Source organism: Bradyrhizobium sp. Ken51 (assembly GCF_055807435.1).
In genome coordinates this window covers 176,285-195,336 of sequence record NZ_JBVVPB010000008.1, presented here as the reverse complement: position 1 = coordinate 195,336, position 19,052 = coordinate 176,285, and the positions used below count along the sequence as shown (strand labels likewise).

Sequence of the window (19,052 nt, the reverse complement as noted above, 5' to 3'; positions counted from 1 at the left end):
GAGGACGACCTCAGGCCATCGCCACCGGCGTCTCCTCCGTCAGCCCGTACACGCGCTGCGCCTTTGAAAAGCCCGCGATAGGGAATTCGCCGAGCTCGTGCCAGTCGTGGCGGCAGACATTGGCGAAGCCTTCCGAGGCGACGACGGTCCGCCCCAGGCGACCCGTGATTTTCTCGAGCCTGGCGGCAAGGTTCACGGCGGGGCCGATGCAGGTGAAGTCGAGGCGGTTGCCGCCGCCGATATTGCCGTAGAGGATGTTGCCGACGTGGAGCGCCACGCCGAAGCGGAAGCGCTCGACGACGTCGCCGACAGGATACGCGAGCGCGTCGACGCTGGCGCGGGATTCGCGCGCCGCCTCCAGCACCCGCGTGCAGACATGCGCGGCATCACCGACATATTCGTCGATCGGGAATACCGCGAGCAGGCCGTCGCCCATGAATTTCAGCACCTCGCCGCCATGACCGCGGATCGCGGTAACCTGGCAGTCGAAATAATGGTTGAGGATCTCGACCACCGTCTCGGCCGGCAGCCGGTCCGACAGTGCGGTGAAGCCGCGCAGATCGGAGAGCCAGATCGCAGCCTGCATGGTGTCGTTGTGGCCGCGGCGGATCTGACCACCAAGGATGCGCGCGCCCGCGCGATTGCCGACATAGGTGTCCAGCAGCATCTCGGCAGTGCGGCGCAGGCTGATGATCTCGGTGATGCGCGCGAGCGGTTTGACGATGGCGTGAATCGCCGCGATGTGTTCATCGGTGAAGCCGCCTGGATGGCGCGTGGTCCAGCTCGTCGCGTGGACCGAGCCGTCGAGAAACTGCATTGGCGTCGCGACGTAGTCGGTTACGCCTTCGGCACGCATATCGTCGAAAAAAGGGAAATGCTTGCTGCCGGGATCGTCCATGCGTCCCCGCACCTCAAGTCCCTGCTCGAACACGACCCGCAGCGGACTTCTGGCGAATTCCGGCGTCTCCAGGATCGCGAAATCGACCGTGCCGATCTCGACCTCCTCGCCCTCCCGCCAGATGAAGTTGCGACCGAAAATTTCGGGATGCAGCGTGCGGATGAAGATGCCGAACCGCCATAGCGGCAGACCGGCTGCGACCATCCGTTCGCAGGCTTCCGCCGTCATCTCGGCCGGGGCCTTCGACGACCAGGCGCCGTCGATCAGCCAGCTGGTGATACGTTGGAGCTCGGAGCTTTCCATGTCCGCATTTGCGGACGAAGTTGTGGGATCGTCAAGCTGCGCGGTGGGCTAGTGGCGCGATACAAGCGCCTCGCGCAACGCTAGCGCCCGACCTGACCGCGATCGCGCAGGAAATGATCGGCCAACACACAAGCCATCACGGCTTCGCCGACGGGGACGGCGCGGATGCCGACGCAGGGATCGTGGCGGCCCTTGGTCATGATCTCGGTGTCGGCGCCGTTGCGATCGACGGTGAGGCGCGGCTGCAGGATCGACGAGGTCGGCTTGACCGCGAAACGCACCACCACCGGCTGTCCCGTGGAGATACCGCCCAGCACGCCGCCGGCGTGGTTGGACAGAAAACGCGTGCCGTCATTGCCGGTGCGCATCTCGTCGGCGTTCTCTTCGCCGGTGAGTTCGGCCGCGCCGAAGCCGGCGCCGATCTCGACGCCCTTCACCGCATTGATGCTCATCATTGCGGAGGCGAGCTCGGCGTCGAGCTTGGCGTAGATCGGCGCGCCAAGGCCGGCCGGCACACCTTCGGCGACGACCTCGATCACCGCGCCGATCGAGGAGCCGCTCTTGCGGATGCCGTCGAGATAGGTCTCGAAGAACGCGGCCTTGTCCTTGTCGGGACAGAAGAACGGATTGTTCGCAATCTCGTCCCAGTCCCACTTCGCGCGGTCGATCTTGTGGGGCCCGATCTGCACCAGCGCGCCGCGCACCTTCACGTCGGGCAATACTTTTCGCGCGATCGCGCCGGCGGCAACGCGCGTCGCGGTCTCGCGCGCCGAGGAGCGGCCGCCGCCGCGATAGTCGCGCAGGCCGTACTTCGCTTCATAGGTGAAGTCGGCATGACCAGGGCGAAACTTGTCCTTGATCTCGGAATAGTCCTTTGAGCGCTGGTCGGTGTTCTCGATCAGGAGCCCAATCGGCGTGCCCGTCGTCACCTGTACGCCGGTCTCCGGATGCGCCATCACGCCGGAGAGGATCTTGACCTGGTCCGGCTCCTGACGCTGGGTCGTGAAGCGGGACTGTCCGGGCCGGCGGCGATCGAGATCACCCTGAATGTCGGCTTCGACGAGCGGGATCATAGGCGGGCAGCCGTCGACCACGCAGCCGATCGCCACCCCATGGCTCTCGCCGAAGGTCGTGACGCGGAACATGTGGCCGAAGGTGTTGAAGGACATCCGTCTCTAGCTCGTAAGTCAGGGCTGACTTAACTCGCCCTGAAATTGGGGTCAAATGCCGACACTGTCGTCATGGCCGGGCTTGTCCCGGCCATCCACGTTCTTGGCCCCGCAGGGCAAAAGGGCGTGGATGCCCGGGACAAGCCCGGGCATGACGGCGGAGGACGGGGACGCGAACCGGCTTAACTAAACTTCTCCAGCCGCCCGTCGCGGAACACGTAGACGGCGCCCTGCTCGATATAGAGTTCGGCGGCGCTCGCCGGCGTCTCCAGGCCAAGTGAAACCATCAGGGCCCGGCAGGTCCCGCCATGGGCGACCGCGACGGTGTCGGTCCGGAGCTGGTCGTACCAGGCGCGCACGCGGACCTGCACATCGGCGTAGGTCTCCCCGCCCGCGGGGCCCACCGTCCATTTGTCGGCGAGGCGCCGGGCGTAGATTTCGGGATCGGAGGCCTCGCTCTCGGCCAGCGTCAGCCCCTCCCAGACGCCGTAACCGATCTCACGCAGGCGGTCGTCGAGCGCATAGTCTGCAATCGGCAGTTCGAGCTTGCTCCGCGCCAGTTCCATGGTCTCTCGCGCGCGGCCAAGCGGACTCGACACGTAGGGTAATGCTGCCTTGTCGCGGCCTTCGCGCTTGAACAGATCGGCGAGAATGCCGCCGGCCTGCACGGCCTGACCGCGACCGCGCGCGTTCAGCGGAATGTCCCTGGTGCCCTGAAGCCTGCCGAGCGCATTCCACTCGGTCTCGCCGTGGCGCAGATAATAGATCGTGGGCACGGGCATTCCAGTTTCAGAAACTAGTCCTTCCCGCCGAACGAAATGTCAGGCGCGTCCGGGCGCTTCATGCCGAGCACGTGATATCCGGAATCGACGTGGTGCACCTCGCCAGTGACGCCGCGCGAGAGGTCGGAGAGGAAATACAGCGCGCTGCCGCCGACGTCTTCCGTGGAGACGTTGCGCCGCATCGGCGCATTGGCCTCGTTCCACTTCAGGATATAGCGGAAATCGCCGATGCCGGACGCCGCGAGGGTCTTGATCGGCCCCGCCGAGATCGCGTTGACGCGGATGTTCTTCTCGCCGAGATCGGCGGCGAGATAACGCACGCTCGCTTCGAGCGCCGCTTTCGCGACGCCCATGACGTTGTAATGCGGCATCCACTTCTCGGCGCCGTAATAGCTGAGCGTGATGAGCGAGCCACCGTCGGTCATCAGCTTCTCGGCGCGCTGCGCCACGGCCGTGAACGAATAGCAGGAGATCAGCAGGGACTTCGAAAAATTCTCCTGCGTGGTGTCGACGTAGCGCCCATCGAGCTGCTCGCCATAGGCGATCGCATGCACCAGGAAGTCGATCTTGCCCCACTTCTCCTTCAGCACCGCGAAGGCCGCATCGATGGTCGCGGCATCGGTGACGTCGCAATGGCCGAGCACGAGCCCGCCGATCTCAGCGGCGAGCGGCTCGACGCGCTTCTTCAGCGCATCGCCCTGATAGGTGAAGGCGAGCTCGGCACCGGCTGCGTGGCATGCCTTGGCAATGCCCCAGGCGATCGAGCGGTTGTTGGCAACGCCGAGGACCACGCCCCGCTTGCCCTGCATCAGACCTGAATTCTGCGCCATTTTGCTAACGTCCCGTCGAGCTCCCGGTGAGGTTTGGAGGTACACCAGCCCTCCGTTGCGGTACAGTCCTAATACGCGGCGTTAACGCTGTTTCAAGCTCCGGAATAGCCGTTCCGCTCGGGTGTTATGATCGTTGTGGCGCTCGCGCCGAACATCAGGACGTCAAGATCGCAATGAGTGCGTTTCGCCAGAGTGTTGAAGCCATGATCCCGGCGTTGCGCCGCTACGCCCGTGCGCTCACGCGCGAGGCGGATGCGGCCGACGATCTGGTGCAGGATACGCTGGTGCGGGCGCTGCGTTCGGAGCGCCTCTTCCTCGGGGGCGACGTCAGGAGCTGGCTCTATACGATCCTGACCAACCTCAACAAGAACCGGCGGCGCTCGCTGGCACGGCGCCCGCAATTCATGCAGCTGACGGAGAACAATCCCGATGCCAGCGGGACCGAAGCCGAAGGGCGCGATATCGAGAGGGCGCTGGCGACGCTCGTCGAAGAGCAACGCTCGGTGCTGCTCCTGGTGATGCTGGAGGGCATGAGCTACCGCGAGGTCGCCGACATCCAGGCCGTGCCGATCGGCACCGTGATGTCGCGCCTGGCACGCGCCCGCGCCCACGTTAAAGCCTCGCTGGAGGGTGAGCGCCCGGCGCTCAGGCGGGTGAAATGATGGCAGGATTAATGCATCGCGCCGGTCGTTTCTCCTGCATGGCGTTTGGAGCGGCGCAGTTGAACCACGAAGAACATTTTGGGCCGCAGAGCCAGAGACGATCGATATGAACGACCGCAAGATTCCAGTGACCGAGGACGAACTGCACGCCTATGTCGACGGCGAGCTGCCGGCCGAGCGCCGCGCCGACGTCGAGGCCTGGCTTGCCGCGCAGCCTGAGGATGGCGAGCGCGTGCAGTCCTGGCGCGCCATGGCCGAGATGCTGCACGCCCGCTACGATTCCGTCGCCCAGGAGCCGGTGCCGGCGCGGCTGGAGCTCGAGCGGCTGGAGCGCCGCCCGCGGCACTGGCTCTATGGGGCCGCCGCGGCCGTGCTGGTGGCCTTCGTTGCCGGCGGCTCCGCCGGCTGGCTGGCGCATGGTGCCGCCAACGCGCCCTCGACCTTCCAGAGCTTTACGACTGACGCGCTCGACGCCCACCGCCTCTATGTCGTCGAGGTTCGCCATCCGGTCGAGGTCGGCGGCAACGAGCGCGACCACCTCCAGGCCTGGCTGACCAGACGCTGCGGCTGGACGGTGTTTGCACCGAACCTGGAGGCGAGTGGACTGAAGCTCGTGGGTGGCCGGCTCTTACCGGGGCCGAACGGCCCGGCGTCGTTCCTGATGTATGAGGGCGCCTCAGGCGAGCGGTACACGATCTACACCGCCAAGACCGAGAACGGCGCGACGCAGATGCGCTACGCCAGAACGGACAAGGATGGGGCGCTGTTCTGGTCGGAGCGAAACGTCGGCTACGTCGTCAGCGGTGGCGGCGACCGCGACCGGCTGACCAAAGTGGCGCAGGCGGTGTACGACCAGGCAGAGAAAAATGGCACCTAGACAACCACGCAACCGCGGTGCCTCGATTCCGACATTGAAAATTTGGAATGAAGACATCGGCGCGTCTCATTATCGCACCAGATGATCACGCGAAAATGAGCAGCGTTCGATCCGCCGATCGACGCGGGCGGCCTCGATTGGGGTTTTTGGTACCGCGCTGGTCCCCCTCTCGAGGCCGCACCTTTTTATCGGCTGCCCCGCCGGACAGCCGACATGTCGAGCACGTGAGCCAAGAAGGGCTACCACGCCTCGGGCATATGATGAGCATCATCTCCATGGACGACGCTCTCAGTCTTTAGGAGAACCCCTTCAGCTACCGATCTCGCCCTAAAGCGCGATCAGTCGCGCTTTAGCTCTTGTTCGTGCGTGATCTTTTCGGAAAACCGCTACGCACTTTTCCGGACCACGCGTCAACCAAGCCCGCTACGTGGATTGTAGGGGTGCTGGTCCCGCCACTTCTCCATCAATGCTTCAAGCTCGGCGTCGTTCCCGTCCGGTAGCATAATCCTGATGGTGACGAAGAGATCCCCGGTTCCGCCAGCTTTTGGCAATCCTTTGCCCTTGAGGCGGAAGGTCCGGCCACTGGAGGTGTTCTGCGGGACCGAAAGCTCCACGGCATTGCCGAGGGTGGGCACGCGGACCTTGCCGCCAAGCACCGCCTCATAAAGCGTGACCGGCAGGTCGATCCTGAGATCGGCGCCCTCGATCTTGAAGAACGGATGCGGCGCGATGCCGATCGTGATCAGGAGATCGCCGGGCGGATGGCCCTGCGCGCTCTCGCCCTGTCCCCGCAACCGGATCTGCTGGCCCTCGGTGACTCCGGCCGGAATCTTGACGTTGAGTTCCTTGCCGTTCGGCAGCCGGACGCGCTTCTCGCCGCCCTTGACCGCCTCCTCCAGCGAGACGGTCATGGCGACATTGACGTCGAGATCGAGCCCGATCCCGCCGGTGTCGAATTCGAACTGGGCACCGCCGCCAGCTCCAGGGCGCGGACGCTGCGCACCGCCGAACATGCTGTTGAGGATGTCCTCGAACGCGCCGCCGCCCGGACCAGGGCCCGCGCCGCCACCGCGGAACGTATAGCTTTCGAACCCGCCGGGACCCGCGCGACCGCGCGGCCCGCCGCCGCCCGGAAAGCCCTGGAAGCGCGGCTTGCCGTCGGCGTCGATCTCGCCGCGGTCGAATTGCTTGCGCTTGTCCTCGTCGCCGAGGATCTCGTTGGCCGTATTGAGCTCAGCGAAGCGCTCGGCCGCCTTCGGGTCGTTCTTGTTGCTGTCGGGATGGTGCTTCTTGGCAAGCTTGCGATAGGCGCTCTTGATCGCGGCAGCGTTGGCGCTCCGCGGCACCCCCAAGACCTCATAGGGGTCGCGCATCCGTCACGTCTCCTTCAAGAAATCGAATTGTTCAAAGGGCTCCCCGCCCCACTTGAGCCTCATGTGGGGGGCGAGTGGTATTTTTGCAACTAGCCTGGTGAAGCGATTCCTAGCTCCGCCACGGCTTTAGCGTATGAATCTCCCAACTGCCACGGCTGCTTTGGCAGCCGGCGCCTTGGAGCCAGCTTTCGGTGCTGCCGTTGACGTAGCTCGCCAGGAAGTCGCGGCACTTGCGGCCGTCCTCGGCGGCATAGGATTGCGCGATCGGCGTGACCGAACCGCGCGCCCCGGTGTCCGGATTCTCCCAATGCTGGCTGGAATCCTTGTCGTTCTTGCTGAGGACGTCGGAGGCGGCGTTGCGGGCGAAGGCGAGATCGGTCTCGGTCGGTGCCCTGGCCGGCATTGCGATCGAGCCGGTGAGGTCGCTGTCCTCGGCCTTGGCGTAGGCACTCTTGTCATTGCGGGAAAAGCTGCAGCCGCCGGTGCCGAGCCCGATCAGAATGATCGTCATGACGAAGCCGGACGGCCGGATCGCCGATAGGCCAACGCGTCCCCATACCCTATATAGGGCGGTAGCAGACAACAGCGCGTTTTGGACCGCAGAACGCAACTCGGACCCCAGACATGACCGACACGACCTCGATGAAACACCAGACACCCTTAACATCCGGTGATTTCACCGCCGCCGACGAGCCGTTTGCGCTGTTCGAGGCCTGGCTGAACGAAGCCATCAAGAGCGAGCCGAACGATCCGAACGCCATGGCGCTCGCCACCGTCGATGCCGACGGCCTGCCGGACGTGCGCATGGTGCTGATGAAGGGCTTCGATACCGATGGTTTCGTCTTCTACAGCCACATCGCCAGCCAGAAGGGCCGCGAGCTCGCCGCAAATCCTAAGGCGGCGTTACTTTTTCACTGGAAGTCGCTGCGCCGTCAGGTCCGCATCCGCGGCAACGTGACGCCGGTGACCGAGGCCGAAGCCGACGCCTATTTCGCCACCCGCCCGAAGCAGGCGCAGATCGGCGCCTGGGCGAGCAAGCAGTCGCAAGAGCTCGAGAGCCGCTTCGCCTTCGAGCAGGCGATCGCCAAGGTTGCCGCCAAGCACATCATCGGCGAGGTGCCGCGTCCGCCGGGCTGGAGCGGCTGGCGTATCACGCCGTCGCGTATCGAGTTCTGGCACGACCGCCCATTCCGCTTGCACGACCGCATCGAATTTCGCCGTGACGCGGCCGGCCAGAAATGGTCCAAGACGCGGATGTATCCTTAGTATTTTGTTCGAGCATGATCCTTTCGGAAAGCCGCTGCACGCTTTGCGCTAACGCGGCCCTCCGGGTCCGGATCATGCTCCAGCCTGAAAGACCTTCATGCCGCAGCCTTCCAACGCGCCGCGCCGCACGCTGCTCCTGACCGGGGCGAGCCGCGGCATCGGGCATGCCACCGTCATCCGTTTCTCCTCGGCCGGCTGGCGCGTGATCACCTGCTCGCGGCATCCATTCCCGGAGGATTGTCCGTGGGACGCAGGCCCTGAGGACCATATCCAGGTCGACCTCGCCACCCCCGCCGATACCACCCGCGCGATCTCCGACATCCGCGACCGTCTCGAAGGCGGCATGCTGCACGCGCTGGTCAACAACGCCGCGATCTCACCGAAGGGCGCCGGCGGCTCCAGGCTCGGCTCGATCGACACCGACCTCGACACCTGGACGCACGTGTTCAACGTCAACTTCTTCGCGCCAATCATGATGGCGCGCGGGCTGATCGAGGAACTGAAGACGGCCAAGGGCTCTGTCGTGAACGTCACCTCGATCGCGGGCTCGCGCGTGCATCCCTTCGCGGGCGCGGCCTATGCCACCTCGAAGGCCGCACTGGCATCCCTGACGCGCGAGATGGCGTCCGACTTCGGCCGCGTCGGCGTGCGTGTCAATGCGATCGCGCCGGGCGAGATCGACACCTCGATCCTGTCGCCGGGCACCGAGAAGATCGTCGACCAGCAGATCCCGATGCACCGCCTCGGCACGCCCGACGAGGTCGCCAAGATCATCTACGTGCTGTGTACGGACACCTCGTCTTACGTCAACGGCGCCGAGATCCACATCAACGGCGGCCAGCACGTGTAGGCTACCTCCGCCCCTTGCGAGCGCAAGCGCTCTTCGCAATGACGGTGTTGGAAACAACGCCGGGGAAGCAAGGCGATCCAGACAACGCCGCCGCAAGACCTGGATCGCCCTTAGCTTCCGTTCCTCAATCGAGTCGAATCCGACGTGACCTCTCGCGTGGCTGCGGAGCGGCCGTGCTGATTGCAGTCGAGCAATCGTCGTCGTTCTCGCCGTCGAGCAGCGGAGCACCACAGTGCCGGCACATGCGTGCCGACATCGACGACGCCTTGCCGCTCGCCAGGACCTGACGATAGTTCGCCAGATCGATGACGTTGCGGGGCGACGTTATGTGTTTTTCAACCATGGCTGTTCCTCGCGGCTAACACTCTGCTTATCGCAGACAAGTTTCGCGCAAACGTTCAGCCCACCGCTCAAATTTTACCGGAGGAATTGGGGCGGCGAGCACACATCGCCGTGCAGCCGCAATCCCGCTCTATTCTGCGACACCAGACACCATGTCTCTACGTCCCGCGTAAGGTCTCGGTAGCTATTACAGCCACTTCTTCCACTTGAAGATCCAGTACGGGACGATCGCCGCGATCAGCATCAGGACCAGCGCGTACGGATAGCCGTGCGCCCATTCGAGTTCCGGCATCGCTTTGAAATTCATGCCGTAGATCGAGGCGATCAGCGTCGGCGGCATCAGGACGACCGCCATGACCGAAAACAGCTTGATGATGTTGTTCTGCTCGAGATTGACGACGCCGAGCATGGCGTCGAGCACGAAGGTGATCTTGCTGGAGAGGTAGGAGGCGTGATCGGTCAGCGAGACGACGTCGCGCTGCATGGTCTTGAGCTGCTCGCGCATGTCCTTCGACCATTTCACGCCCTCCACCACCGCCGAGAGGAAGGCGACGACGCGGCCGATCGAGACCAGGCTCTCGCGAACCTTGGAGGTCAGATCGCCCTTGCGGCCGATCGAGATCAGGATTTGGGAATATTGCTTGGCGTGACCGTGGCGCTCGCTCTCCGGCTCGAAGATGTCATGCGAGACCTGATCGATCTCGGCGCCGCAGCGCTCCAGGATGTCGGCGCAGCGGTCGATCACGGCATCGAGCAGCTCCATCAGCACCATCTCGCCGGTGATGGCCGGCGTGCAGGAACGGGCCAGCTTGGCCTCGACCAGCGCAAAGGGCTTGGGCTGATCATAACGCACCGTTACCAGGCGGTGGTCGCCGAGAATGAAGGTCACCGCCGTGGTCCGGGGCATGTCGGTATCTGAGTGGCACATCAGCGTCGCGGTCATGTAGCGCGCGCCGTTCTCCATATAGAGACGGCTGGAGATCTCGATCTCCTGCATGTCCTCCCGGGTCGGGATCGCGATCCCCGACAGCTTCTCGACGGCTTTGTCCTCGGCCGCGGTCGGGTTGACCAGGTCGATCCACACTGCATGCTCCGGCACTGCCGCAAGATCCTCGACGATGGCCTTCTTGAGGGAGGACTCGGAGGGAACGAACACAGAAAACATGCACTACTCCAGCAAGGGCCTGCGACAGAACGGACAGCCCTTAGCGCGATTCTGACAAGTTGATGATGACAAGCACATTAACGGAGCGTTTGCATTTGTGGCGGCGCCATGGCCCAACTGTGGCAGAGGATCGACACATGCCCCCGTTTTGTCCAGAAACCGACGCTTGCCCGCAAAACTTGCGACAGAAAAGCCACAGGTAAGGTCTTGCAGCGCGGGAGAAGCTTCGCAAGGCTGGAATTGTGGCAGATTTCAACGATAATGGAGCCATCGGAATCGTGGAATTGGGCTTGCTCAAGCCCCACGAAAGCTTGTTGTTGTCGATTGGAACCAAATCATGTCGTCGCTGAAAGTTACGCTGGGTATTTTGGCCGCTGGCCTGATGCTGTCGGGCTGCATGCAAGCCACGCATTTTGAAGCGACCGACACCAAGGCCTTCAAGCCGAAGGACAAGGAACTCCTCGCCAAGGTCAGGTACGAGAAGACTGCGGTCGCAGAGCCTTTCCGCCGCGCTATTGTCGATTACCACCGCAAGGAAACGCCGGGCTCGATCGTGGTCGATTCCGACAACCACTATCTCTATTACGTGCTGGATGGCGGCAAGGCGATCCGCTACGGCATCACGGTTGGCGAAGAGGCCATGGCCTGGTCGGGCATCGCCAAGGTGGGCAGCAAGACCGAGTGGCCGGCCTGGCACCCCACCCCCGGCGAGATTTCGCGCCTGGGCGTACCGACCTATGTCGCACCCGGCCCGGACAATCCGATGGGCTCGCGCGCGATGTATCTCTACTCCGGCGGCAAGGACACATTGTTCCGCATTCACGGCACCAATCAGCCGGAATATATCGGCGCCTCGATTTCGTCGGGCTGCATCCGCCTGACCAACGAGGACGCGATCGATCTCTATGACCGCGTCAAGGTCGGCACCCTCGTTGTGGTGCTCGAGCCCAAGCACGGTGATTCGCCCTACAATTCACGGCTTGCGCTCGGCGGCAGCCAGACCGGCCAGGCGGGCAGCTACTGATCAGGTTCCTGATCTCAGATACTCAAAAGCGCCGGTTTCACCGGCGCTTTTTTGTTGCCGGCTTGTGCGCCTGGGTTTTGTTGCCGTCGGCCGCCGACTTGTCCGCAGGCGCAGGAGATTTCTCCGCTTCGTCGTCAGTTCCTTGCTTGGCCTCGGGCTTCGTTTCAGGTTTGGCCGCGACCTCACGCGGCGGCGCCTCCTCGGGCCGTTCCGCCGGCAGCAGCGGAGCAACCTGCGGCAGGGGATCCCAGACGTTCCACTGGCAGATCCGGTAGTCGTTGCGCCGCTGCGCAAGGTCGAGATGGATATGGTCCTCGTGGTACCAATCCGAGCCGGGGCCGAGCACTGTCGAAAAGCGCGAGCAGACCGAATGCAGCACGCGTTCCCGCACCTCGCGGGGCATGGTGCGATCGGTCAGGCCGATCGACTGCCCGTTAGCGAGCTTGATGGCGCGGACATCGATCGCGTTGGCCTTGCCGTGCTCGGACAGCATGGCGCCGACAACGCGGTTGCGGCCGCGGCACTCGAAGCTGTCGAAATTGTCGAGATCGCTAATGGTCGAGCCGAGGCTCGCGGCCAGCGGCACCACGTCCTTGCGCACCCAATCGGCGATCGCGGACGCCATGGTGCAGCGGAGGATCGCCGCCGGCTTGACCGCCACCTTGCGCTTGTCGGGGAGCACGATGGCTTCGAGCCGCACCAGATCCTCACCGCCGCAGGCGCCGGGCCCCCGGATATCCGGGATCGAGGGCGCGATAGCGATCTCCTCGGTCAGCGCGAGGCGGCACGCCGAGGCCTGCTTCTCGGCCGGCGGCGCCGTCTCGGCAGGCTTGGTGGTGCCAGGTTTGTCCGCGGAAGGCTTGCCGCCGGTCTCCGCAGGAGCATCGTCCGACGCCTTGGGGGCCTCCTCGGGGCGAGACCTTGGGAGCGGGACCTTGCCAGATATCTTGGCAGAATGAACCGTCGCGTGGGGCCGTGGTGCAGCAATACCAAAGATATCGAGTGGGGACCCATATTTGCGCGCCTCTGCCCGATCCGCGAGCCCGAGCGCGACGGTAACCATTGCCGCGCCGACGGACATATAGCCGCGACAAGACCATTTGCGGCGAAAGGCGGGCAGGCTAAAACTCATGACAATTCTTTGGCCCAACGCTGAGAGCGACAATCCGCCCAGCGGCTTCTCGGAGGAACGACGGAATGCTTGGTTTGATGCAAGACTGGCCCCTGCTCTGCCACCGGATCATCGAACACGCCGCCAGGATTCATGGCAAGCAGGAGGTCGTGACGCGCTCGGTCGAGGGACCGATCCATCGCACCACCTATGCCGACATCCACAAGCGCGCGCTCAAGGTCTCGCAGATGCTGGAGCGCGACGGCATCAAGCTTGGCGACCGTGTCGCAACGATCGCCTGGAACACCTGGCGCCATCTCGAGGTCTGGTACGGCATCATGGGAATCGGCGCCATCTGCCATACCGTCAATCCCCGCCTTTTCCCCGAGCAGATCGCCTGGATCATCAACCATGCGCAGGACCGCATCGTGATGACCGACATCACGTTCATTCCGGTCCTGGAGAAGATCGCCGACAAGCTGACAAGCGTGGAACGCTACGTCGTGCTCACCGACAAGGCGCACATGCCGCAGACGACGCTGAAGAACGTGGTCGCCTACGAGGACTGGATTGCGGAGGCCGACGGCAAGTTTAAATGGAAGGACTTTGACGAGAACACGGCGGCCGCGATGTGCTACACGTCAGGCACCACCGGCGATCCCAAGGGGGTGCTGTATTCGCATCGCTCCAACGTGCTGCACGCGCTGATGGCCAACAATGTCGACGCGCTCGGTACCAGCGCCTCCGAGACCATGCTTCCCGTGGTGCCGCTCTTCCACGCCAACAGCTGGGGCATCGCCTTCTCGGCACCCTCGCAGGGCACCAAGCTCGTCATGCCCGGCGCTAAGCTCGACGGCGCCTCGGTCTATGAGCTGCTCTCGACCGAGAGGGTGACACATACCGCCGGCGTGCCCACGGTGTGGCTGATGCTGCTCCAGCACATGAGCGCCAACAATCTGAAACTGCCGGACCTGAAGATGGTGATCTGCGGCGGCTCGGCGATGCCGCGCTCGATGATCAAGGCCTTCCTCGACATGGGCTCGAACGTCCGCCACGCCTGGGGCATGACCGAGATGAGCCCGATCGGCAGCGTCGCGGCGCTGAAGCCGCCGTTCCAGAATGCGACGGGCGAGGCGCGGCTCGACGTGCTCCAGATGCAGGGCTACGCGCCGTTCGCCGTCGAGATGAAGATCACCGACGATGCCGGCAAGGAATTGCCGTGGGACGGCACGACCTTCGGCCGCCTCAAGGTCGCCGGCCCCGCCGTAGCCAAGGCCTATTACCGGGTCGACACTGACATCCTCGACGAGGACGGCTTCTTCGACACCGGCGACGTCGCGACCATCGACGAGGCCGGCTACATGCGGATCACCGACCGCTCCAAGGACGTGATCAAGTCCGGCGGCGAATGGATCTCCTCGATCGAGCTGGAGAACCTCGCCGTCGGCCATCCCGCGGTGGCGGAAGCCGCCGTGATCGGCGTGTTCCATCCCAAATGGGACGAGCGTCCGCTGCTGATCGTGCAGTTGAAGCAGGGCCAGCAAGCCAGCCGTGAGGACATCCTGAAGTTCATGGACGGCAAGATCGCCAAATGGTGGATGCCCGACGACGTTGCCTTCGTCGACGGCATCCCGCATACGGCGACGGGCAAGATCCTGAAGACCGCGCTGCGCGACCAGTTCAAGGAATACCGCTTCCCGAACGCGGCGGCGTAGGCGGCCAAACCAAACACCGTCATTCCGGGCGATGCCAACGGCATCGAGCCCGGAATGACAGGCCGTAACATCCCGGGAACCCTTGAATTTGCCTCGGGGCCGTGATCTCAACGGCCCATAGTCGTGCCAGATCGGCCGGCACCGTCCCAATACCCGGCAGAGCTCACCCGATGGCCCGCAGGTTTTCCGCTCCCTACCAGTCGGAGCCCGTGTCCAGCCTCGCGAGCTGGGCGCGCAATCTGGCCGTGTTCGCAGTGGTGGCGGTGGTGGTCTCGATCATCATCGTCCGGTTCGGCTTCCTGGAAATGAAGCCGGCGCTCGCGACCTTCTTCGGCGGACTCGGGATTGCCGCACTCTCGATCCTGTTCGGGCTCGCCGGCTTTGCCGCGATCTGGCAGAACGGCTCGCGCGGCATGGCGCGCATCCTGCTTGCCTTCCTGATCGACGGCGCGATCCTCGCCTATCCCGCTTATCTCGGCCTGCAATACCGCAAGCTGCCGGCGATCCACGACATCACCACCGACCCGATCGACCCGCCGCGCTTCGACGCACTGGCCCGCCTGCGCACCGGCGATGGTGCCAACACCGCTGTGTATGCCGGCCTCTATTCGGCCGAGCAGCAGCGTCAATTCTATCCTGATATCGAGCCGATCGAGCTCGAGATTTCGGTCGACCGCGCCTATGCGATCGCGCTTCAGCTCGTCAACAAGCGCAAATGGCTGGTGATCGACGAGCGCGCGCCGCAGCCGCCGCGCCGCATCGGCCGTATCGAGGCGGTGGCGCGCTCGCCGATCATGGGGTTCCGCGAGGACATCGCGATCCGCGTCGTGCCCGACGGCGAGGATTCCCGCGTCGATATCCGGTCCGCCTCGCGCTATTTCGAGAGCGACCTCGGCAGCAACGCCGCGCGTGTGAAGAAATTCATCGACGATCTCAACACCGCCGCCGATGCCGACGCACTCAAGCCGGTAAAGAAGACGCCGGTGGCGCCGCCGAAGGCGCCGGCGAAAACTGTAAAGAAGTAGGGTTCTGTCATTCCGGGGCGACGCGAAGCGGCGAGCCCGGAAAACGCGCGCCCCGGAATGACGAGAGACTAGCTCGCCATCCGATACGTCCCGCCGATCACGGGATCGCCGTCCGTCGCCACCACGCCGCGGGCGACCAGGTCTTCCAGATGCGCCAGCACGGAATAGCCCGCCGCAGTGGTGAGCCTCGGATCGATGCCGATATAGATCGCCCGGACCATAGTCGGGATGTCGGTCTCGCCCTTGGCAAGGCGGTGCAGGATGGAGGCCTCGCGCGCCTTGCGGTGACGGATCAGGAAGCGCACGAAGCGCGGACCGTCCGGAATTTCGGGGCCGTGGCCGGAGAAATACACATCCTCCTCGCGTGCGGCGAGACGATCCAGCGATTCCATGTAGTCGATCATCGAGCCGTCCGGCGGCGCCACGATCGAAGTCGACCACCCCATCACGTGATCGCCGACGAAGTTGAATTTCCGCTCGGGCCAGGCAAACGCGAGGTGATTGGCGGTATGGCCAGGTGTCGCCACGGCCTCGAGCCGCCAGCCGTCGCCTTCGACCACGTCGCCGTGGGCGATCCTGATATCGGGCGCGAAGTCGCGGTCTGCGCCGGATTCCGGGTTGTGCTTCTCGCTCTCGAAACGCGGGCGCGAGGCGCGGTGCGGGCCTTCGGCGTAAACTGGCGCGCCCGTCGCCCGCTTGATCCGCGCGGTGTTCGGCGAATGGTCGCGGTGGGTATGGGTGACGAAGATATGGCTCACCGTATCGCCGCTGACGGCATCGAGCAGCGCCGCTGCATGCGCCTCGTCGTCCGGACCGGGATCGATGATCGCGACGTTGCCGCGGCCCACGATGTAGCTGACTGTACCGGTGAAAGTGAATGGGCTAGGATTGTTACAGAGCACGCGGCGCACGCCGGGGCGGACTTCCTCGACGATGCCGGGCTTCAGCGGAAAGTCGCGGTTGAACGGGACGTCGTCGTTGTCGGACATGGCTTGCTCATACCTTGCTGACTTCGTCATGCCCGGCCTTGTGCCGGGCATCCACGTTCTTCGCGTGGTCTAAGACGTGGATGGCCGGGACGTCTAGCGCGAAGACGCGCTTCGCGCTTCTGCCCGGCCATGACGCAATTCGAGAGTTCAGCCGCATCGCCCATTCAGGCGGTTTGCTCAGAAAAACGCCTGAATGCCCGTGATCGCGCGGCCCAGGATCAGGGCGTGGACGTCGTGGGTGCCCTCGTAGGTGTTGACGGTCTCGAGGTTATGGACGTGGCGCATCACGTGATACTCGATCGAGATGCCGTTGCCGCCGTGCATGTCGCGCGCGACGCGGGCGATGTCGAGCGCCTTGCCGCAATTGTTGCGCTTCATGATCGAGATCATCTCGGGCGCGAACTTGCCCTCGTCCATCAGCCGGCCGACGCGCAGCGAGCCCTGAAGGCCCAGCGCGATCTCGGTCTGCATGTCCGCGAGCTTCTTCTGCACGAGCTGGGTCGCGGCGAGCGGCTTGCCGAACTGCTTGCGGTCGAGCGTGTATTGGCGGGCGCGGTGCATGCAGTCCTCGGCCGCGCCGAGCACGCCCCAGGAAATGCCGTAGCGGGCGCGGTTGAGGCAGCCGAACGGGCCCTTGAGGCCGGAGACGTTGGGCAGCAGCGCGTCTTCCGGGACCACGACGCCGTCCATCACGACCTCGCCGGTGATGGAGGCGCGAAGCGACAGCTTGCCGCCGATCTTCGGTGCCGACAGGCCCTTCATGCCCTTCTCCAGCACGAAGCCGCGGATCTGGTTGTCGTGCGCGGCCGACTTGGCCCAGACCACGAACACGTCGGCGATCGGCGCGTTCGAGATCCACATCTTGCTGCCGGTCAGGCGATAGCCGTCCGAAACCTTCTCGGCGCGGGTCTTCATGCCGGCCGGATCGGAGCCGGCGTCAGGCTCGGTCAGCCCGAAGCAGCCGACCCACTCGCCGCTGGCGAGCTTCGGCAGGTACTTCTTGCGCTGGTTCTCGTCGCCGTAGGCGTAGATCGGATACATCACCAGCGAGGACTGCACCGAGTTCATCGAGCGGTAGCCGGAATCGACCCGTTCGATTTCGCGCGCGACCAGACCATAGGCGACATAGCCTGCATTGGCGCAGCCATATTCCTCCGGCAACGTGATGCCGATCAGGCCGAGCTCGCCCATCTCGTTGAAGATCTCGCGATCGGTCTTCTCTTCGAGATAGGCCTTGGCGACGCGCGGCAGCAGCTTGTCCTGGGCGTAGGCGCGCGCGGTGTCGCGCACCATGCGCTCGTCTTCAGTGAGCTGCTCGTCGAGCAGGAACGGATCGTCCCACTGGAAAGAAGCCGAACTCGGCTTGTCCTTGGCCTGAGGGCGCGCGGTCATGAAACGTCCTTTCGTCTGGTTCCGTCAATTTGCCCGACAAAGTAAAGCGCCGCGGCAACAAGTGCAATTGCGTTGCAGATGTATGGGTCTGCGTGAATCCCGGGGGCCGGCGAGGCGCACCTCGGGGGATGCGCTTCGCGCACCCGAGATGACAGCGCTAGCTTTCGAGCTGTTCGTTGGCGACGATCTCGATGCCGAAACCCGAAAGGCCCTTGTAGTCGTGCACCGAGGAGGTGAGATGCCGGATCGAGGTGACGCCGAGATCGCGCAGGATCTGTGCACCGACACCGACTTCGCGCCACTGGCGGTTGCGGTCGGCCTCGGTCGCGCTCTCATCGGGCAGCGGCGCCACGGGGACACCGGCAGCACCGTCGCGCAGATAGACCAGAACGCCACGGCCGGATTTCTTGAAGTGCTCGAGCACCGCCGCCATGCGTTTGTGGCCGGTGAAGATGTCCTTGACGATGTTCGGCTTGTGGAAGCGCGTCAGGACGTTCTTGCCGTCGCCGACGCCGTTGTAGACGAAGGCAACGTGGGCGATGGAATCGAACGGCGAGCGGTAGGCATAGCCCTGCAGCGGCCCGATCGGGCTCTCGGTGACGAAGGTCGAGACCCGCTCGATCAGCTTCTCGCGCACCTGCCGGTAGGCGATCATGTCGGCGATGGTGACGTGCTTGAGCTTGTGCTGGGCGGCGAAGCGGGCGACCTGCTCGCCCTTCATCACGCTGCCGTCGTCGTTCATCAACTCGCTGATGACGCCGACCGGCGGCAGGCCGGAGAGCTTGCACAGATCGACCGCGGCCTCGGTATGGCCGGAGCGCAGCAGCACGCCGCCGTCCTTGGCGATCAGCGGGAAGATGTGACCGGGACGGGCGAAGTCGTTGGCACCGGCGTTGGGATTGGACAGCGCGCGGCAGCACGAGGCGCGCTCCTCGGCCGAGATGCCGGTGCCGCCGTCGGGCTTGTAGTCGATCGAGACCGTGAATGCGGTGGTGTGCGCGGAATCGTTGTGGGCCACCATCGGATCGAGCCGCAGGCGGCGCGCATCCTCGGTGGTGATCGGCGCGCAAACGATGCCGGAGGTGTGGCGGATGATGAACGCCATCTTCTCGGCGGTGCAGAACGAGGCGGCGACGATCAGATCGCCCTCGCCCTCGCGGTCATCGTCGTCGGTGACGACCACGAGCTCACCCCGGGCAAAGGCCTGCAAGACTTCCTGGACGTTATCCGGCATTTCCCAATCTCTGACGGTTATGGCCCGGAGGCTTAGCCGGACTTG

At 64.4% G+C, this 19,052-nt stretch carries 19 protein-coding genes; 7 read left to right on the top strand and 12 right to left on the bottom strand.

From position 1 onward, the window contains the following. Window positions 1-10: 10 nt before the first annotated feature. From AC0L27_RS16360 to fabI, 4 genes are all read right to left on the bottom strand, one after another. Window positions 11-1,201 (bottom strand): adenylate/guanylate cyclase domain-containing protein, encoded by a 1,191-nt coding sequence (locus tag AC0L27_RS16360; protein ID WP_354208994.1) that lies wholly within the window; start codon window positions 1,199-1,201, stop codon window positions 11-13. 80 nt (window positions 1,202-1,281) lie between these two features. Further along, window positions 1,282-2,370, bottom strand: coding sequence for a chorismate synthase (gene aroC / locus AC0L27_RS16355; protein WP_354208996.1), 1,089 nt, complete (start codon window positions 2,368-2,370; stop codon window positions 1,282-1,284). Between the two features lie 182 nt (window positions 2,371-2,552). After that, window positions 2,553-3,152, bottom strand: coding sequence for a histidine phosphatase family protein (locus AC0L27_RS16350; protein ID WP_354208998.1), 600 nt, complete (start codon window positions 3,150-3,152; stop codon window positions 2,553-2,555). 14 nt (window positions 3,153-3,166) lie between these two features. After that, window positions 3,167-3,982 carry an enoyl-ACP reductase FabI gene (gene fabI / locus AC0L27_RS16345; protein WP_354208999.1) on the bottom strand — a complete coding sequence of 272 codons (816 nt, stop codon included), beginning with the start codon at window positions 3,980-3,982 and terminating at the stop codon, window positions 3,167-3,169. 173 nt (window positions 3,983-4,155) lie between these two features. On the opposite strand from fabI, the gene AC0L27_RS16340 reads away from it, so the two are divergent. Both AC0L27_RS16340 and AC0L27_RS16335 read left to right on the top strand, forming a co-directional pair. Beyond that, window positions 4,156-4,644: a sigma-70 family RNA polymerase sigma factor gene (locus AC0L27_RS16340; RefSeq protein WP_354209001.1), complete on the top strand. Its 489-nt coding sequence runs from the start codon at window positions 4,156-4,158 to the stop codon at window positions 4,642-4,644. A 106-nt stretch (window positions 4,645-4,750) separates the two neighbouring features. Continuing rightward, window positions 4,751-5,521: an anti-sigma factor family protein gene (locus AC0L27_RS16335; RefSeq protein ID WP_275171754.1), complete on the top strand. Its 771-nt coding sequence runs from the start codon at window positions 4,751-4,753 to the stop codon at window positions 5,519-5,521. Between the two features lie 410 nt (window positions 5,522-5,931). Here the strand turns inward: AC0L27_RS16335 and AC0L27_RS16330 are convergent, their stop codons facing one another. Together AC0L27_RS16330 and AC0L27_RS16325 are read right to left on the bottom strand one after the other, a co-directional pair. Then, on the bottom strand, window positions 5,932-6,894 hold the full coding sequence (locus AC0L27_RS16330) for a J domain-containing protein (RefSeq protein WP_275171753.1): 963 nt from the start codon (window positions 6,892-6,894) through the stop codon (window positions 5,932-5,934). A 109-nt stretch (window positions 6,895-7,003) separates the two neighbouring features. Continuing rightward, on the bottom strand, window positions 7,004-7,405 hold the full coding sequence (locus AC0L27_RS16325; protein ID WP_275171752.1) for an RT0821/Lpp0805 family surface protein: 402 nt from the start codon (window positions 7,403-7,405) through the stop codon (window positions 7,004-7,006). A 113-nt stretch (window positions 7,406-7,518) separates the two neighbouring features. Here AC0L27_RS16325 and pdxH point away from each other — a divergent pair, with 113 nt between their 5' ends. Continuing rightward, window positions 7,519-8,160 carry a pyridoxamine 5'-phosphate oxidase gene (pdxH, locus tag AC0L27_RS16320; protein WP_247399758.1) on the top strand — a complete coding sequence of 214 codons (642 nt, stop codon included), beginning with the start codon at window positions 7,519-7,521 and terminating at the stop codon, window positions 8,158-8,160. 97 nt (window positions 8,161-8,257) lie between these two features. Further along, on the top strand, window positions 8,258-9,010 hold the full coding sequence (locus AC0L27_RS16315) for an SDR family NAD(P)-dependent oxidoreductase (protein WP_007607375.1): 753 nt from the start codon (window positions 8,258-8,260) through the stop codon (window positions 9,008-9,010). Between the two features lie 124 nt (window positions 9,011-9,134). Here the strand turns inward: AC0L27_RS16315 and AC0L27_RS16310 are convergent, their stop codons facing one another. Together AC0L27_RS16310 and AC0L27_RS16305 are read right to left on the bottom strand one after the other, a co-directional pair. Next, complete coding sequence (locus tag AC0L27_RS16310) at window positions 9,135-9,353, bottom strand: hypothetical protein (protein WP_247290985.1); 219 nt, start codon at window positions 9,351-9,353, stop codon at window positions 9,135-9,137. Between the two features lie 186 nt (window positions 9,354-9,539). Beyond that, entirely contained in the window at window positions 9,540-10,517 is a 978-nt protein-coding gene (locus AC0L27_RS16305; RefSeq protein WP_275171750.1) for a magnesium transporter CorA family protein, read from the bottom strand. Between the two features lie 337 nt (window positions 10,518-10,854). Between AC0L27_RS16305 and AC0L27_RS16300 the strand changes: the two genes are divergently transcribed. After that, on the top strand, window positions 10,855-11,541 hold the full coding sequence (locus AC0L27_RS16300; protein ID WP_275171749.1) for a L,D-transpeptidase: 687 nt from the start codon (window positions 10,855-10,857) through the stop codon (window positions 11,539-11,541). Between the two features lie 37 nt (window positions 11,542-11,578). Here the strand turns inward: AC0L27_RS16300 and AC0L27_RS16295 are convergent, their stop codons facing one another. Next, complete coding sequence (locus tag AC0L27_RS16295; protein WP_354209004.1) at window positions 11,579-12,673, bottom strand: extensin family protein; 1,095 nt, start codon at window positions 12,671-12,673, stop codon at window positions 11,579-11,581. A gap of 65 nt (window positions 12,674-12,738) precedes the next feature. Between AC0L27_RS16295 and AC0L27_RS16290 the strand changes: the two genes are divergently transcribed. Together AC0L27_RS16290 and AC0L27_RS16285 are read left to right on the top strand one after the other, a co-directional pair. Beyond that, complete coding sequence (locus AC0L27_RS16290; RefSeq protein ID WP_354209006.1) at window positions 12,739-14,367, top strand: fatty-acid--CoA ligase; 1,629 nt, start codon at window positions 12,739-12,741, stop codon at window positions 14,365-14,367. 170 nt (window positions 14,368-14,537) lie between these two features. Beyond that, window positions 14,538-15,392: a DUF1499 domain-containing protein gene (locus AC0L27_RS16285; RefSeq protein WP_007594716.1), complete on the top strand. Its 855-nt coding sequence runs from the start codon at window positions 14,538-14,540 to the stop codon at window positions 15,390-15,392. A gap of 68 nt (window positions 15,393-15,460) precedes the next feature. On the opposite strand, the gene AC0L27_RS16280 is transcribed toward AC0L27_RS16285, so the two are convergent. The 3 genes from AC0L27_RS16280 to ribB all read right to left on the bottom strand — a co-directional run bounded on the left by AC0L27_RS16280 (window position 15,461) and on the right by ribB (window position 19,007). After that, window positions 15,461-16,381, bottom strand: coding sequence for an MBL fold metallo-hydrolase (locus tag AC0L27_RS16280; RefSeq protein WP_354209008.1), 921 nt, complete (start codon window positions 16,379-16,381; stop codon window positions 15,461-15,463). Between the two features lie 177 nt (window positions 16,382-16,558). After that, window positions 16,559-17,773 (bottom strand): acyl-CoA dehydrogenase, encoded by a 1,215-nt coding sequence (locus AC0L27_RS16275; protein ID WP_354057047.1) that lies wholly within the window; start codon window positions 17,771-17,773, stop codon window positions 16,559-16,561. A gap of 157 nt (window positions 17,774-17,930) precedes the next feature. Further along, window positions 17,931-19,007 carry a 3,4-dihydroxy-2-butanone-4-phosphate synthase gene (gene ribB, locus AC0L27_RS16270; protein ID WP_007594722.1) on the bottom strand — a complete coding sequence of 359 codons (1,077 nt, stop codon included), beginning with the start codon at window positions 19,005-19,007 and terminating at the stop codon, window positions 17,931-17,933. Window positions 19,008-19,052: the final 45 nt, after the last annotated feature.